A 14,872-nucleotide genomic window follows, 5' to 3' on the forward strand; every position below is an offset into this window, starting at 1 on the left:
GCGGCGCTAGTTCGATACGGCGTTGCCATCCGCCATCGTGCCACCCGCCGCCGTCACCACCTGCACCGACAACCGCGGCGTCGCCAGGTCCAGCCCCGCTTCATCCAGCTGCCGCTTCAACGCCAGGTTGAACGCCCGCGACACCTCCCACTGCTTGATCGGCGCGGTCTTGAACCGCGCCCGCAGGATTGCCGACCCCGACTCGAAGCTTTCCACGCCCTGCAGCTCCAGCGGCGACCAGATATTGCGGCGCATCAGCGGGTCGTTGCGCAGCTTCTGCCCCACCTCGCGAACTAGGCTAATCGCCTGGTCGATGTTCATGCTGTGCGGGATCGCCACGCGGAAGATCGCGTAGCCGAACTCGCGCGAGTAGTTCTTGATGCTCTTGATCTCGCTGAACGGGATGGTATGCACGATGCCGTCGATATCGCGCAGGCGCACGGTACGGATGGTCAGCCCTTCGACCGTGCCCAGGTGGCCGCCGACATCCACGTAGTCATCGATGGCCAGCGAGTCTTCGATAATGATGAACAGCCCGGTGATCAGGTCGGCCACCAGCGATTGCGCGCCAAAACCGATGGCCAGGCCGATCACCCCGGCACCGGCCAGCAGCGGGGTGACGTTCATGCCCATGTTGGCCAGGGCGACGATGACCGCGATGATGAAGATGACCACGAACATCACGTTGCGGATCAACGGCATCATGGTTTGCGCACGGGCGTTGGCCAGGCCTCGGCGTGAACGCACCAGGGCGTGGTGCACGGCGGTGTCGGCGAGAATCCACACCAGCCAGGCGACAATCAGCGTGCCGGCCAGGCCGAGCAGGCGCAGGCTTATGTCGTGGCCTTCGCCTTCGGCGAAGCTGATCATCGACAGGCCCCACACGCGCAGGCCCAGTTCGATGAACACCAGCCAGATGAACAGGTGCACCAGCAGGTAGGCAAAATTGCGCAGGCGTTCGGCGTACACCGCCTGGCGCTTGGTGGCCCGCTTGGGGTTGGCGGCATGGCGGCGCACCAGGCCGTTGAGCACCATGCACACCACCACCAGCACGGTGCACATCAGCGACTGGCGCAGGGCGGTGCTGGTGTCGCCGGCGGAAACGAAGGTCGCGAACAGCGAGATGGCCACCAGGATCAGCGCCGGCACGAACCAGAAGCTGCCGAGGATTTCGATGGTGTCGCTGAGGGTGCGCCGGGTCAGGCGCCGTGACAGCGGCTGGTTGCGGATCAGATGGGCGATGGGGCGGCGAAAACGCAGGATGAACAGCCCGGTGCACAGCGCCGCAATCACGTTGGCCAGGGTCGCCAGGGCATGCGCCAGGTGGGTGCCGAGGGCGACCGTCAGGCGGGGGTCACTCATCGCCTCGCCGAACGCGGCGAAACTGCCGATCAGCCACAGCGGGCGGAATGCCTGGTGGCGCAGGATGTACAGGGCGCGGTGGCGGTGCGGGCCGTCGAGCAGCGAAAAGGCGATCACGCAGATCGCCGAGAAGCAGGTGCCCACCACCAACGCATAGGCCAGCACCATGGCCAGCGATTTGCCCAGCGACGGCGGCAGCACGAAGCTCAGGTATACGGTAAACACCAGCGCCACCAGCCATGGACCGAGTTTGCGCAGGGCAAAGCGCACCAGGTCCCAGGTGCGGGGATGCTGCGGCAGCTCCTCGCTCAAGCCAAAGCGCAGGCGTACCCGGTGGCCGACCCAGTTGAAGGCATAGGCCAGCACACTCCATACGGCGATGACTGCCGCGAAGCCGAACAGGATGGCCGGCCACTGGTGCACCGGCACCACCAGCTCGGCCAGTTCGGCCTGGGCCTGTTCGATTTCCGCAGCCCAACGGTGGAACGGGCTGGCATCGCCGCTGAACTGCTTTTCGAGATCATGCAGGGCGCCGCCGATCAGGCCGAGCACGCCTTGTTCGACGTTGGGTTGCGATTGTTGGGTGGCATCGCGCAGCTTTTTCAGGTCGGCCAGCAGCTTGGCCCGCTGCTGGTCGTTTTCCAGGTTCTTGATCACCTCGTCCAGCGACTTGCCCAGCGGTTCGCTGGCTTCCGCTTGCGCGGGCGCGCTACCGCCAAGCAGGCCAGGCAGGCCGGCGGCTTGTACCGGAGGGAGGAACAGCAACAGCAGCAGGAACAGGCAACGCAGGAAGGCGGGCACGGGTAAAACTACCTCAGGTCAAACGATTGACCGAGTGTAGAGGTTTATGACGGCAGCTGCTCCAGGATCTTCCAGCAGGTGAGGCCAAAGATGCCCAGTGTGCCGACCCACATCATTACCACACCGAGGTTGCGCTCGCGCAGGCTGAAGCCGACGGTCAGCAGCAACAGGAACAGGAACACCGGCACGAACAAGGAGAGGAACGGGGACATGGCAGTGGTCCTTCGGCGATGAGAGCGGTTGCGTTGAGTATAGTTCGCGCCGGGCTAAAGCAGGGTTGATCTGAATCACAGAAATTTTCAAGTAGGGTTTGTGGATTTTTCCTACCTGTTTATCAGACCGACTTCCTACAAAGAATTTAGCGGTTCCGCCGATGGCTTGAGGGACACGTTGTATGTCTTTCACGTCATTTTGGGGAGCGCTTCATGAAGCTACCAGTACTCGTTGTTTTTTCGATGGTAACGCTGACCTTCAGCGGATTTGCACACGCACAGAACAACGTTGCAACCGTGACCGTCGATAATCAGACGGATTCAACTGCCCAGTTTACGTTTGAACATCTGGTGGGGACTGCCAATCCAATGTTTTCGGCTGTGCAGAGAAAACAAGCCAGCACTTCAAAAGTGACCAGTTATTCGCCCTTGGTATCGGGCATGCGCTTCACCTACACGTCCGGGGCGAAGGCTTGTCGGTTTTCGGCTTCACATACCTCTGGCACAGGTAATACGCCTGTCTGGAACAAGGACGCTCGCTCCATTGGCTCATCCACAGCGAGGTGTTCGGTAGTTCTGCAGCGCGTGTCGGCGCAGCCACCTTACGATTACACCGTCAAGTTCACCATCCAGTAATCCTGACGGATACTGCTGCAAACGCTCGCGCACATTCCTTCTGGAGAACAGAATGAAAATTACTGGTATTCCTGCCAATATCTTGCCCATGCGAACTTCCGTGGCGCTCGAGAAGACAGAGCCATTACCACGACCGGCCTCGACCAGTGTGAGACTGTCTGAAGAAGGGCGGGATCTGGCTGCGCATTCGAATGAGACGAGAGCCAGCTATCAGCGCATCTATGGCACTCCTACGCTGGATGACCGCGTGAATATAGAATACGACAGGGTCGGGCATGAGAATTATGTCAAACGGCATTTGCCAGAAAACTACTCTGCCGAGCGCACCGAGTTATTCTACAAATCCGTGCAGTATATGGTTGACGTTGCGGATGGGAAATATCCGAAAAACAACCCGTTTGCCGGTCTGGGCAGGGATACACTGGTCGCCATACAGGAAGACGAAGGCAATTTTACCGAGATGGAGCGTGCGGCAGCCGGGCGTGCCAAGTACGAACTTGATCAGGCTTACTTTGGCCGCATTTTTGCCTACACCGACAGTACCAGGGATCTAAGGGTTTTATTCAGGGGATACCTCGAATACCTCGATAACCTTACGCCTGTAGAACGTCTTGCTTATCCGGATAACGAGCACGAACGCGTGGCTGAACGGTTGGCACATGCCCAGAAAGAAACTGGCAGCCTCCCCGAAGGTTTCTCGCTGTGGAAATACATCAACTGGGACCCCAAAGGCCGCCTCAACCTCGAAGCCCTGCTTGACCCGTCGAAAACAGAGCCCGCCGCGGCACTCGAGGCGGGCCCTGCCGCGGATCACGGCAACTCGCGGCTGCGGTAGAACGCCGTCAGTACCTTCACCAGGTGCGCCAGGTCATGGCTGCCGCACAGTTCGCGAATGGAGTGCATGGCAAAGGTCGGCAGGCCGATGTCGACCGTACGTACGCCCAGGTGGCTGGCGGTGATCGGGCCGATGGTCGAGCCGCAGCCCATGTCGCTGCGCACCACGAAGCTCTGCACCGGCACCTCTTCGGCCATGCACAGGTGACGGAAGAACCCGGCGGTTTCGCTGTTGGTGGCGTAGCGTTGGTTGTTGTTGACCTTGATCACCGGCCCGGCATTGAGCTTGGGCCCGTGGTTGCCGTCATGCTTGTCGGCGTAGTTGGGGTGCACGCCGTGGGCGTTGTCGGCCGACACCATCAGCGAGCGCTGGATGGTGCGCACGTAGGCATCGCCATCCGGCAGCAGGCGTTGCAGGGTCTGCTCCAGCATCGGGCCGTCGGCGCCGCAGGCCGAGCAACTGCCGACTTCTTCGTGGTCGTTGCACACCAGCACGCAGGTTTCATCGCTGTCCGCGGTCAGCAGGGCCTGCAGGCCGGCGTAGCACGACAACAGGTTGTCCAGGCGCGCGCCAGCGATGAAGTCGCCGTTCAGGCCGACCAGCGCGGCATCCTGGGTGTCGTAGAAGCTCAGTTCGTAATCCAGTACCACGTCGGCGATCAGTTCGTGCTCGCGGGCCAGCTGCTCGGTGAGCAGGGCGCGGAAGTCGATGCGCTCGTCACCGGCTACCTGGGCCAGGATCGGCGGCAGTTCGTTCTGCGGGTTGATCGCCCAGCCTTCGTTGGCGGTGCGGTTGAGGTGAATGGCCAGGTTGGGGATGATCGCGATCGGCAGCTTGAAGTCGATCAACTGGCTTTCGACCTTGCCGTCACGGCGGTAGGTGACCCGGCCAGCCAGCGACAGGTCGCGGTCGAACCATGGCGCCAGCAGCGCGCCGCCATACACTTCGACGCCCAGCTGCAGGAAGCCCTGGCGCTGCAGCTCGGGCTGCGGTTTGACCCGCAGGCACGGGCTGTCGGTGTGCGCGCCGACCATGCGGATGCCGTTCAGCAGCGGCGCTTGCTTGCCCAGCTTGATGGCGATGATCGACGAGTCGTTACGGGTGAGGTAGTAGCGGCCGCCAGGCACGGTGGCCCAGCTGTCGCGTTCGTCCAGGCGCTGGTAGCCGGCAGCTTCCAGGCGCTGGGCCAGGCTGGCGGTGGCGTGGAAGGGCGTAGGGGAGGCCTTGAGGAAGTCGATCAGGCCAGAATTCAGTGCGTCGCGCATAGCTCACTCCAGACAGCAGTGGCGCGAGTTTAGCGTATTAGGTCGACGAATTGTGCTTGCCGCTTCGCGGCTGAAGCCGCTTCCACAGGCATCGTACCGCTCTCGAGGGCTGTAGGAGCGGCTTCAGCCGCGAAGGGGCCGGTACAGGCAGCACAAAATCAGAACGGCGCCGGGCACTCGAACTTCATCCGCACCCCGGAAACCGGGTGGGTAAAGCTCAGCATCGACGCATGCAGGCACAGCCGCTCATGGGCCGCCAGCGCCTCGGGGTTGGCATACAGGCGGTCGCCCAGCAGCGGGTGCCCGATCGACAGCATGTGCACGCGCAACTGGTGCGAGCGCCCGGTAATCGGCGTCAGCTCGACCCGGCAATGGTCGCCACAGCGCTCGATGATGCGCCAGAAGGTCAACGCATGCTTGCCCAGTTCGTGGTCCACCACATGCCGTGGCTTGGTCGGCGGGTCGTAGCGCAGTGGCAGGTCGATGCTGCCGCTGTCCAGCGCCGGCTGGCCCCAGCACAGTGCGGTGTAGGCCTTTTCGGTTTCGCGGTCATGGAACTGGCGGGACAGTTCACGGTGGCTATCGGCATCGCGGGCCAGCAGGATGATGCCGGAGGTTTCCCAGTCCAGGCGGTGCACGATCAGCGCATCGGGATAGCCGTTTTCCTGCAGGCGGGTAATCAGGCAGTCCTTGTTGTCCTCGGCACGGCCCGGTACCGACAGCAGCAGGGTCGGTTTGTTGATTACCAGGATGGCGGCGTCTTCGTGCAGGATCTGGATGTTGGACAGCGGCATTGCGAGGTCTCTGTTGAAACGAGGGAAAGCCGTTGGGGCCGCTTTGCGGCCCATCGTGACGCAAGGCCGCTCCTGCACTGGGGTAGGCATTCCCGGCAGGGCGGCCTTGCGTCGCGATGGGCTGCACAGCAGCCCCAATGGCTGATTGCGCGGATCAGCGATCCGGCAACGTGATGTTCAGCTCCAGAATCGAGCAGCTGCCCTGGTTTTCCAGTTCGATATGCACGTCATCGTTGCCGATGTTCACATACTTGCGGATTACTTCCAGCAGTTCCTTTTGCAGCGCTGGCAGGTAGTCCGGCTCGCTGCGTTGGCCGCGCTCGTGCGCCACGATGATCTGTAGACGCTCTTTCGCTACCGACGCGCTGGTCTGTTTCTGTCTGCCACGAAAGAAGTCAAAAAGGTTCATGGTTTACTTGCCTCCAAACAGGCGCGCGAAGAATCCTTGCTTCGGCACTTCGATGAACCGCAGGGGCTTCTCTTTGCCCAGCAGACGGTCGACGGTATCGCTATAGGCCTGGCCGGCATCGCTCTGGTCGTCGAGGATGACCGGGATACCCTGGTTGGAAGCCTTCAGCACGGCCTGGGATTCCGGGATCACGCCCTTGAGCTTGATCGCCAGGATCTCTTCGACGTCGGCGATGCTCAACATTTCGCCCTTTTCCACGCGCTCCGGGTGGTAGCGGGTGATCAGCAGGTGTTCCTTGATCGGCTCTTCACCGTTCTCGGAGCGGCGCGACTTGCTCGACAGGATGCCCAGCATGCGGTCGGAGTCACGTACCGAGGAAACCTCTGGGTTGGTCACCACGATGGCTTCGTCGGCGAAGTACATGGCCAGGTGCGCACCTTTCTCGATGCCGGCTGGCGAATCGCAGATGACGAACTCGAAGTCTTTCTTCAGCTCCATCAGTACCTTTTCCACGCCTTCCTGGGTCAGCGCGTCCTTGTCACGGGTCTGGCTGGCCGCCAGCACGTACAGGTTCTCCAGGCGCTTGTCCTTGATCAGGGCCTGTTGCAGGTTGGCTTCGCCGTTGACCACGTTGACGAAGTCGTACACCACGCGGCGTTCGCAGCCCATGATCAGGTCGAGGTTACGCAGGCCGACGTCGAAGTCGACGATGACAGTCTTGTGGCCACGCAGTGCGAGGCCGGTACCAATGGCGGCGCTGGTGGTGGTCTTGCCCACACCCCCCTTGCCGGAAGTAACCACGAGAATCTTGGCCAAGGTGTTTCACCCCTAAAATAATCGGGACGCAAGTCCCTGCAAAAATACAAATAATTGGCAACGACAAAAAAGTTGCACTAAAAATGCTGGCAAGTATCCGTTAAAGACGGGTGATGTTCAACACGTCGCCAGACAGGCTGACTTGCACCCCGGTGCCCCACAGCGGGTCGCGGCGCAGGTCTTCGCAAACCTTGTACTGGCCGGCGATGGAGACCATTTCGGCGGTCATCTGCTGGCAGAAGATCCGCGCCTTGGTATTGCCCTTGATGCCGGCCAGGGCGCGGCCGCGCATGGCGCCGTACACATGGATATTGCCATCGGCCAGAAGTTCCGCCCCCGGGCTGACCGAGGCAGTCACCACCAGGTCGCCGCCCTGGGCGTAGATCTGCTGGCCGCCACGCACCGGCGCGGTGATGATGCGGGTCGGGCGCACCTCGGGTTCGAGGATCGGCGGCGGCACCGGGGCCGGCTCGGGCTTCTTCACCTCGGGCTCGGGCTCCAACGGCCGTTCGCGGGCACCGGACGGCGGCAGCACCGGCAGGTCGATGGCAATGGCGGCGGCAATGTCCTCGATACGGTTGGCGCGGATGGCCAGGGTGCGCAGGCCGTGGTGGCGGCAGATCCGCATCAAGCCAGGCAGGTCGATTGCGCCCACGTCGGCCGGCAGCTTGTCCAGCGCCAGCACCAGCGGCGTGTTGCTGAAGAAGTTCGGTGCCTGGGCGACTTTGGCCGCCAGCTGGCGGTCAAGGGCCTCAAGGTCATTGCGCGCCAGTTCCAGTACGGTAATGGCAAGCATGCTGCCCTTGAGCTGGAACACGGAGGCGGAGTCGGGTGTGTGGTTTGGGCTCATGGTCTGCATAGACGGCTTGTTGCGAAAAAAGTGCCCTGACTTATAACGATAAGACCGGTTGCCCGCAACATGCGCTGATCCGTTGTAGAATGCGCGGCCTTTGTCTTTCCGGAAGCTTCAATGGAACGTCCGCGTTTTCGTCCCTATTTCCTTCACCCTCGTTTCTGGGGCCTGTGGCTGGGCCTGGGCCTGCTGTGGCTGGTGGTCCAGCTGCCGTACCGGGTGCTGCTGAAGGTCGGTGCCGCGCTGGGGGCGGTGATGTACCGCTTTGCCGGTGAACGGCGGCGCATTGCCGCGCGCAACCTGGAGCTGTGTTTCCCGGAGCTGTCGGTCGACGAGCGGCAGCGTCTGCTCAAGGCCAATTTCGCTTCTACCGGCATCGCCTTCTTCGAAATGGCCATGAGCTGGTGGTGGCCCAAGGCACGCCTGGCGCGCCTGGCGCATGTCGAGGGGCTGGAGCACCTGCAGGCCGCCCAGCAGGCGGGGCAGGGCGCGATCCTGATGGCGGTGCACTTCACCACCCTGGAAATCGGCGCCGCGCTGCTGGGCCAGCAGCACACCATCGACGGCATGTACCGCGAGCATGGCAACCCGTTGTTCGATTTCATCCAGCGCAGCGGCCGCGAGCGGCATAACCTCGACTCGCTGGCGGTGGAGCGCGAGGATGTGCGCGGCATGCTCAAGCTGCTGCGTTCGGGCCGGGCGATCTGGTACGCACCGGACCAGGACTACGGTGCCAAGCAGAGCATCTTCGTCCCGCTGTTCGGCATCCCGGCCGCGACGGTGACCGCCACCACCAAGTTCGCCCGGCTGGGCAAGGCGCAGGTGATTCCGTTCACCCAGAAGCGCCTGGAGGATGGCAGCGGCTATCGTCTGGTGATACACCCGCCGCTGGCGGACTTCCCCGGCGAAAGCGAGGAGGCCGACTGCCTGCGCATCAACCAGTGGGTCGAGCGCGTGTTGCGTGAATGCCCCGAGCAGTACCTGTGGGCGCACCGGCGCTTCAAGTCGCGGCCCGAAGGGGCGCCGCGGCTGTATGACAAGAAGAAGCGCTGAGCCTGCTATGCCTGTGCCGGCCTATTCGCGGGTAAACCCGCTCCCACAGGTTCTCCACAGGCCTTGAAAGCTGTGCAATCCCTGTGGGAGCGGGTTTACCCGCGAAAGGGCCGGCACTGACAGCACATCAATTCCAGGAAGGACTCGTATGGCTCCACCCCCGGTAACCGGTCTCATCCTTTCTGGCGGCGGCGCCCGTGCCGCCTACCAGGTCGGTGTGCTGGCCGGCATCGCCGAGTTGTTGCCCACGGCCGCGCCCAACCCGTTCCCGGTTATCGTCGGCACTTCGGCCGGGGCCATCAACGCCGTGACCCTGGCCAGTGGCGCGACGCACTTCCATGACACCGTGCAAAAGCTCACGGCGTTCTGGCAGAACTTCCGCAGCCACCTGGTCATCCGCAGCGACTGGCCTGGCGTGGTCCGCCAGGCCAGTCGCTTCGTTGCCCACAACCTGTTGGGCCTGGGCCACCCGGGGCCGGTGGCGTTGCTCGACAGCAGCCCATTGCGCAAGCTGCTGCAGGCGCACCTGAACCTGGACGGGATCGCCCATTCCCTCGCCGCCGAGCAATTGCGGGCCGTCGCGGTGACCGCGTTCGGCTATGAGTCCGGCCAGGCGGTGACCTTCTACCAGGGCCGCGGCACCATCGAGGCCTGGCTGCGTCACCGCCGCATCGGCATGCCGGCGCCTTTGACCATCGACCACCTGTTGGCCAGCGCGGCCATCCCATTGCTGTTCGCTCCGGTACAGCTCGGCGATGAGTATTATGGTGATGGCGCAGTACGCCAGTCGGCGCCGATCAGCCCGGCCCTGCACCTGGGCGCCAGCCGCGTTCTGGTGGTCGGGGTCAGCGGCAACCCGCAGCGGCCAGCGCCGCCCTTGCCGGCCCAGCGCATATTCAGCGGGCAGCAGCCGAGCCTGGCGCAGATCGGTGGGCACATGCTCAACAGCACGTTCATCGACAGCCTGGAAGACGACATCGAACTGCTGCAACGCCTCAACCACCTCAGCCGCCTGTTGCCGGCGCACCTCGATGCCCGGCGCCTGGGGCTGGCACCCATCGACGTGCTGGTGGTGGCGCCCAGCCAGCCGCTGGACGAGATCGCCGCACGCCACCGGCGCGAGTTGCCGGCGGCGTTGCGGGTGTTCCTGCGCGGGCCGGGGGCGACCCGGACCAGCGGCGCGGGGGTGTTGAGTTACCTGCTGTTCGAGGCCAGCTATTGCAGCGAGCTGATCGAACTGGGGCGCAGGGATGCCTTGGCCAAGAAACGCGAGTTGTGCCAGTTCCTCGGTATTTGATGCTGCCTGTTCAAATCCTGTCGCCGGCAAGCCGGCGACAGGGGCGAGAGCGCTGTTATTCGGCTATCTGCAGCTTGCGCGCCTGGGTATACACATAGCGCACCTTTTCATACTCGAACGGCGAGTTGAGCTGGCCGTAGCGGAAGTTGGTGGTATAGCGCTTGTCCACCACGCGCAGGGCAAAGATTTCCGGGTGGTCGCTGCTGGCTTCGGCCACGTTCAGGTAGTTGATCGCCTGCTCGCCGGCATAGTCCACCACCAGCCCGGTGGTGTCGCGCAGGTTCGACGGCCCCAACACCGGCAGCATCAGGTACGGGCCGTCCGGCACGCCGTAGAAGCCCAGGGTCTGGCCAAAGTCCTCGCTCTGGCGCGGCAGGCCCATCTTGGTCGCCGGGTCCCACAGCCCACCCACGCCAATGATGGTGTTGAACATCAGCCGTGCAGTGATCTCCGCCGAACGCTTGGCCTTGAGCTGCAACACGCTGTTGAACAGGTTCGGCACATCGCCCAGGTTATTGAAGAAGTTGCTCACACCGGTCCGCACGAAGCGCGGCGTGACGTACTGGTAACCGCTGACCAGTGGCAGCAGTACCCATTGGTCGAGGCGGTAGTTGAAGTGATAGACGCGCCGGTTGATCGACTCCAGCGGGTCGTACACGTTCAGCGCTTCCAGGGTGGAGCGCTCGAACTCGCGCTGGTCCAGCCCTGGGTTGAATTTCAGTTCGCGCAGCGGGTCGGTAAAACCATCGGCTTCCGGCGCCAGCGGCGCGGCGGTCACCTGCGGGTCGGCCTCGATCACGCTGGCCCGCGGGGCGGTCTCGGCAGCCAGGGCATGGCCGGCGGCGAACAGGGCAGTGGCGAGGAGGACTTTGTTAACCACGGAAGAACTCCAGCATGGCGTCACTGTTGACGCGGTAATTGAGGTTGCCGCAATGGCCGCCGTGCGGGTAAAGGGTCAGGCGGTCGCCGAACACCTTGCGCAGGAAACCGATGTCGCCCGGGCCGAGGATGACATCGTCGGCGTTGTGCATCACGGCGATCTTGTCGCTGCTGCGCAGGTAGTCTTCCAGGGCATACAGGCTGACCTGGTTGACCAGCTGCAGGATGCTGTTGCCGTCGGTGCGGGCGCGCCACATGGGGATCACCTGCTCGGTCATGTAGCAGTCGAAATCGCACTGCAACGCGCGCTTGAAGAACGGCGTGAGGCTGCTGCCCTCGGTAATCGGGAACTTCGGCGGAATGATCAGGCCGCGGCGGTTGATCAGGTCGGAGGTGAAGGCGATGTCGGCTGCGGAGAAGCGGAACGACGTGCCGATCAGCATGGCCATCTGTTCGTTGGACAGGTGCTGGCGCGACTGCTGGAAGTCGTACAGCAGGGCTTCATTGAGGTCGATGTAGCCTTTGTCCTGGAAGTAGCGGGTCAGCTTGGCCAGCATCAACTCGTAGAAGGTGGTGCTGCGGTCGATGCCCTTGACCTGGGTTTGCACCAGTTTGTCGAGGTTGTTGATCGAGGTGTACAGGTTGACCGGTGGGTTCAGCAGCAGCACGCGCTTGAAATTGAAGCTGCGGCGGGTTTCATCCAGGTGGCTGACAAAGGCGGCATCCAGTGCCCCCAGGCTGTAGCCGGTGAGATAGAACTCACTGACCGGCAGGCGCGGGTGCTGGGCACGCACGGCCTGCATCACCCGGTACATGTCTTCGGCGTCTTCCTGGCTGACGCCGGGGGTGGCGAAGCGTGAAGCGGCGCTCATGAAGTCGTAGCTGGTGGGTGAGGACAGTTGCACCACGTGGAAGCCGGCCTGGTAGAACAGCTTCTTCAGGTATTCGTTGATGCTGCTGGTGTAGGGCGCGCCAGTGCCGGCAATGATGAAGATCAGCGGTGCTTCACGGTCCTGGCGGGCCAGGCGGTACTTGAGCTTCTTCACCGCCCAGAAGTTGTCGGGCAGGCTGAACTCGCGGTCCGGGCGCAGGTTGAGGCTGTAGTCGGACTGGCTGATTTCGTCGTCGCCGGGCAGGCTGGGGCGCTGGTCCGGCGGCGTGGTAGCGATGGTCGCCTCGAACGGGTTGGTCAAGGGGTAGCCATAGCTCGCGGCGTCGATATCCCGCGCCGAAGCGGCCACAGCCAGGAGCAGGCCGCCAAGCAAGGCAGCGAGGCGCATAGATCGAAGCATGTAATCCCCCAAAAGAACGCAAGGTCGAGCAGTGTGCAGGCTAGGACCACAGCGGGCCGGGCAAAGTTGCCAGGCGTGGTGGCCTTTTGTGTGCTTGTTATCTGCAACATAGCTGCAGGGTTGTGATTTTGCCTTACAACAAGCCATAAGCGATCATGGATGCTTTCGATTACCGCTATTGGAGAACTGGATGTCTCGGTCGCTGCCGCTTGCGCTGCTTGTGTTGTTTCTGGGGCTTTGGCTTGCTGCCAGTTATGGCGTGCGCTATGGGCTGATGGAGGATGGCCAGTGGGTGGGGTTGTGCACGGCGCCGGCGGCTTACTGGCAATGTGAGGTGCGGTCGTTGCTGGGGTTGGGCATCCATCATCAGGTGCTGGCCTGGGGCGGGCTCGGGCTGGCGCTGCTGGCGCAGGTAGTTGGCGGCCGCGGCGGCTGGTGGCTGGCGCTGGTGGCGTTGGTGTTCGCAGTGCCGGCACTGGTGCTGTATACCGCCAGCATTGCCGTGTTCGCGCTGGTGCTGGCGGGGCTGCGCTTGGTGCGAGACGCTGAGGCCACGCCGTCCCGGTAGGAGCGGCTTCAGCCGCGATCACCGGCAAAGCCGGTGCCATCCACCGCGTCGCCTGCATCGCGGATAAATCCGCTCCTACCGGGTATCTGCTTTCAGGCCTTGCGCGTAATCCGCAAGCTGCGCCACAACGCCGCCGTCATCAGCACACTGACCAGCGCCCACAGCCAGGCCTGCTGGTTCTCTAGCCCTTCCACGAACAACTGCGGCGCCACCCCGGCACCCACGATGAACGCCAGCAACGCCACTTCCGCCCGCCGCGCCGCTACCGGCCACAGCGCAAACACCAGCGCCGGCAAGGCCAGCGCTGCGCTGGGGAAGCTGCGATAGCGTGGGTCGAACACCATTGCCAGCATGCTCACCGCCGCGGCAAAGCCCGCCGCCAGCAGCAGCCAGCCCGCGCGTGCCTGCAGCCAGGCGAACAGGCGCTCGCGCCAGCCGGCGCGCCGTGCCAGGGCCAGCACGGCATGGGCCAGCACCAGCAGGTTCAGCCCCGCCAGCAACAGCGCCCACAGCCATTCCCCGGCAAACCGCGCATGGGTGCGCATCAACTCGCCCCACAGCCCCAGGCAACCTGCGCCAAACGCCGCCAGCAGCGGTAGCAGCAAGGCGGTTGCCGGTGTAGCAGGGCGCCCGGCAAACACCAGCATGGCCGCCGCCAGCAGCGCACTGGCCAGCAACCACTGCGGCCAGTGCGGCAAGTTGCTCACTGGCCCTTCGAGTACGCCCTTGTCCTGCCGGTCGGCATCGTAAAGCCCCCAGTAACCGCCGACCGCCCCTTCGTTGGCGCGCTTCCATGGCTGGTCGAACGCCTCGATCAGGTTGTAGTGCCAGCCGTTGCTTTCCGCCATGGCGACGAAGCCGCGGATGAAGCGCGCCTCGTTGACCCGGCTCGGTACCGCGGTCTCGCGCTGGCGGCCTTCGCTGGGCCAGCCGGTTTCGCCGATCAATATGTCCTTGGGCGCGAAGCGCGTGCCGAATACCCGGCGCACGTCGGCGACGTGGGCCAAGGCTTGATCGATACCACGCGGGTCGTCCTCCCAGTACGGCAGCAGGTGGATGGTGAGGAAGTCCACTGCCGGCGCCACTTGCGGGTGCTGCAGCCAGAACTCCCACACATCGGCGTAGGTCACCGGCACCTTTACCTGGCTTTTCACCCGGGCGATCAGCGTGGCCAGTTGTGTACCGGTGACTTCCTTGCGCAGCAGCGTCTCGTTGCCGACGATCACCGCGCTGACCACGTCGGGGTTGGCGTTGGCGGCGGCGATCAGCAGCTCGATTTCCTTCTCGGTGTCGGCCGCGTGGGCGTTGACCCAGGCGCCGAGCATCACCTTCAGTCCATGTTTGCGGGCCAGCGCCGGAATTGCCTCAAGGCCGCTCATCGAATAGGTGCGGATGCACTGAAAACGCTCGGCGAGCAATGCCAGGTCGGCGTCCATGCGTGCCGGGCGCAGGCGGAACGGCCGGTCGTAGGGCGACTGGTCCTTGTCGAACGGTGTGTACGAGGCGCATTGCAGCTTGTGTGTCGGGCTGGCGGCATCGGGCAGCTGCACCGGCTTGCCGAGCCCGTACCAGAGCCCTCCCAGGCCCAGCAGGGCAAGCAGGCAGGCAAACAGGTACAACGGCAACAGCAGGCGGGCAGAGCGGGGCATCGGGCGGTCCATCGTCAGGTGCAAAAGGCTAGATAGTAGCCTGACGCCAAACCTTTGGCATGCAAGGATCGCGCAGGTCGGCACTGGCGGATGGCGCTAATGGCATAGTGCTGTCGCATATGGGCGGGTACAGGTCGCACGTGGAGCAGGT

General features: G+C 63.5%; 15 protein-coding genes. 5 read left to right on the forward strand and 10 right to left on the reverse strand.

Translation table 11 applies throughout. The features are described from left to right. Positions 1–6 precede the first annotated feature (6 nt). Entirely contained in the window at positions 7–2,163 is a 2,157-nt protein-coding gene (locus HG549_RS06635; RefSeq protein ID WP_170028768.1) for a mechanosensitive ion channel family protein, read from the reverse strand. A 44-nt stretch (positions 2,164–2,207) separates the two neighbouring features. Next, on the reverse strand, positions 2,208–2,375 hold the full coding sequence (locus HG549_RS06640; RefSeq protein WP_170028769.1) for a hypothetical protein: 168 nt from the start codon (positions 2,373–2,375) through the stop codon (positions 2,208–2,210). A 213-nt stretch (positions 2,376–2,588) separates the two neighbouring features. On the opposite strand from HG549_RS06640, the gene HG549_RS06645 reads away from it, so the two are divergent. Both HG549_RS06645 and HG549_RS06650 read left to right on the forward strand, forming a co-directional pair. Further along, a complete protein-coding gene (locus HG549_RS06645) occupies positions 2,589–3,011 on the forward strand; it encodes a hypothetical protein (RefSeq protein WP_170028770.1) in 423 nt (140 codons plus the stop codon). Between the two features lie 52 nt (positions 3,012–3,063). Further along, positions 3,064–3,846, forward strand: a complete 783-nt coding sequence (locus HG549_RS06650) for a hypothetical protein (RefSeq protein WP_170028771.1) — start codon at positions 3,064–3,066, stop codon at positions 3,844–3,846. Here HG549_RS06650 and HG549_RS06655 read toward each other — a convergent pair. From HG549_RS06655 to minC, 5 genes are all read right to left on the reverse strand, one after another. After that, entirely contained in the window at positions 3,822–5,111 is a 1,290-nt protein-coding gene (locus tag HG549_RS06655; RefSeq protein ID WP_170028772.1) for a M18 family aminopeptidase, read from the reverse strand. The two genes, HG549_RS06650 and HG549_RS06655, sit on opposite strands and share 25 nt — an antisense overlap. 158 nt (positions 5,112–5,269) lie before the next feature. Beyond that, positions 5,270–5,905 carry an RluA family pseudouridine synthase gene (locus HG549_RS06660; RefSeq protein ID WP_170028773.1) on the reverse strand — a complete coding sequence of 212 codons (636 nt, stop codon included), beginning with the start codon at positions 5,903–5,905 and terminating at the stop codon, positions 5,270–5,272. A gap of 154 nt (positions 5,906–6,059) precedes the next feature. Beyond that, positions 6,060–6,314, reverse strand: a complete 255-nt coding sequence (gene minE, locus HG549_RS06665) for a cell division topological specificity factor MinE (RefSeq protein WP_003252572.1) — start codon at positions 6,312–6,314, stop codon at positions 6,060–6,062. 3 nt (positions 6,315–6,317) lie between these two features. Further along, positions 6,318–7,130 carry a septum site-determining protein MinD gene (gene minD / locus HG549_RS06670; protein ID WP_019097102.1) on the reverse strand — a complete coding sequence of 271 codons (813 nt, stop codon included), beginning with the start codon at positions 7,128–7,130 and terminating at the stop codon, positions 6,318–6,320. Positions 7,131–7,230: 100 nt separating this feature from the next. Beyond that, a complete protein-coding gene (gene minC / locus HG549_RS06675; RefSeq protein ID WP_170028774.1) occupies positions 7,231–7,989 on the reverse strand; it encodes a septum site-determining protein MinC in 759 nt (252 codons plus the stop codon). Between the two features lie 111 nt (positions 7,990–8,100). Here minC and HG549_RS06680 point away from each other — a divergent pair, with 111 nt between their 5' ends. Together HG549_RS06680 and HG549_RS06685 are read left to right on the forward strand one after the other, a co-directional pair. Next, positions 8,101–9,036: a lipid A biosynthesis lauroyl acyltransferase gene (locus HG549_RS06680; protein ID WP_170028775.1), complete on the forward strand. Its 936-nt coding sequence runs from the start codon at positions 8,101–8,103 to the stop codon at positions 9,034–9,036. 148 nt (positions 9,037–9,184) lie between these two features. Next, the gene (locus HG549_RS06685; RefSeq protein ID WP_170028776.1) at positions 9,185–10,333 is read left to right on the forward strand and encodes a patatin-like phospholipase family protein; all 1,149 of its coding nucleotides are present in this window, start codon (positions 9,185–9,187) and stop codon (positions 10,331–10,333) included. 55 nt (positions 10,334–10,388) lie between these two features. Here the strand turns inward: HG549_RS06685 and HG549_RS06690 are convergent, their stop codons facing one another. Next, on the reverse strand, positions 10,389–11,132 hold the full coding sequence (locus tag HG549_RS06690) for a VacJ family lipoprotein (protein ID WP_372241564.1): 744 nt from the start codon (positions 11,130–11,132) through the stop codon (positions 10,389–10,391). 73 nt (positions 11,133–11,205) lie between these two features. Continuing rightward, positions 11,206–12,504, reverse strand: a complete 1,299-nt coding sequence (locus HG549_RS06695) for a serine/threonine protein kinase (protein WP_170028778.1) — start codon at positions 12,502–12,504, stop codon at positions 11,206–11,208. 190 nt (positions 12,505–12,694) lie between these two features. Here HG549_RS06695 and HG549_RS06700 point away from each other — a divergent pair, with 190 nt between their 5' ends. Further along, positions 12,695–13,072 carry a hypothetical protein gene (locus HG549_RS06700; protein WP_170028779.1) on the forward strand — a complete coding sequence of 126 codons (378 nt, stop codon included), beginning with the start codon at positions 12,695–12,697 and terminating at the stop codon, positions 13,070–13,072. 92 nt (positions 13,073–13,164) lie between these two features. Here HG549_RS06700 and HG549_RS06705 read toward each other — a convergent pair whose 3' ends face one another. Then, on the reverse strand, positions 13,165–14,733 hold the full coding sequence (locus HG549_RS06705; protein WP_170028780.1) for a beta (1-6) glucans synthase: 1,569 nt from the start codon (positions 14,731–14,733) through the stop codon (positions 13,165–13,167). Between the last annotated feature and the right edge of the window lie 139 nt (positions 14,734–14,872).

Source organism: Pseudomonas sp. SK (assembly GCF_012975065.1).
GTDB lineage: Bacteria > Pseudomonadota > Gammaproteobacteria > Pseudomonadales > Pseudomonadaceae > Aquipseudomonas > Aquipseudomonas anuradhapurensis.

Excerpts from the sequence above, each read along its gene's own strand:
- HG549_RS06640 (WP_170028769.1), bottom strand. The coding sequence starts at position 2,375 with ATGTCCCCGTTCCTCTCCTTGTTCGTGCCGGTGTTCCTGTTCCTGTTG.
- HG549_RS06705 (WP_170028780.1), bottom strand. The coding sequence starts at position 14,733 with ATGGACCGCCCGATGCCCCGCTCTGCCCGCCTGCTGTTGCCGTTGTAC.
- HG549_RS06660 (WP_170028773.1), bottom strand. The coding sequence starts at position 5,905 with ATGCCGCTGTCCAACATCCAGATCCTGCACGAAGACGCCGCCATCCTG.
- HG549_RS06645 (WP_170028770.1), top strand. The coding sequence starts at position 2,589 with ATGAAGCTACCAGTACTCGTTGTTTTTTCGATGGTAACGCTGACCTTC.
- HG549_RS06695 (WP_170028778.1), bottom strand. The coding sequence starts at position 12,504 with ATGCTTCGATCTATGCGCCTCGCTGCCTTGCTTGGCGGCCTGCTCCTG.
- HG549_RS06655 (WP_170028772.1), bottom strand. The coding sequence starts at position 5,111 with ATGCGCGACGCACTGAATTCTGGCCTGATCGACTTCCTCAAGGCCTCC.
- HG549_RS06685 (WP_170028776.1), top strand. The coding sequence starts at position 9,185 with ATGGCTCCACCCCCGGTAACCGGTCTCATCCTTTCTGGCGGCGGCGCC.
- HG549_RS06650 (WP_170028771.1), top strand. The coding sequence starts at position 3,064 with ATGAAAATTACTGGTATTCCTGCCAATATCTTGCCCATGCGAACTTCC.
- minE (WP_003252572.1), bottom strand. The coding sequence starts at position 6,314 with ATGAACCTTTTTGACTTCTTTCGTGGCAGACAGAAACAGACCAGCGCG.
- minC (WP_170028774.1), bottom strand. The coding sequence starts at position 7,989 with ATGCAGACCATGAGCCCAAACCACACACCCGACTCCGCCTCCGTGTTC.
- HG549_RS06680 (WP_170028775.1), top strand. The coding sequence starts at position 8,101 with ATGGAACGTCCGCGTTTTCGTCCCTATTTCCTTCACCCTCGTTTCTGG.
- HG549_RS06700 (WP_170028779.1), top strand. The coding sequence starts at position 12,695 with ATGTCTCGGTCGCTGCCGCTTGCGCTGCTTGTGTTGTTTCTGGGGCTT.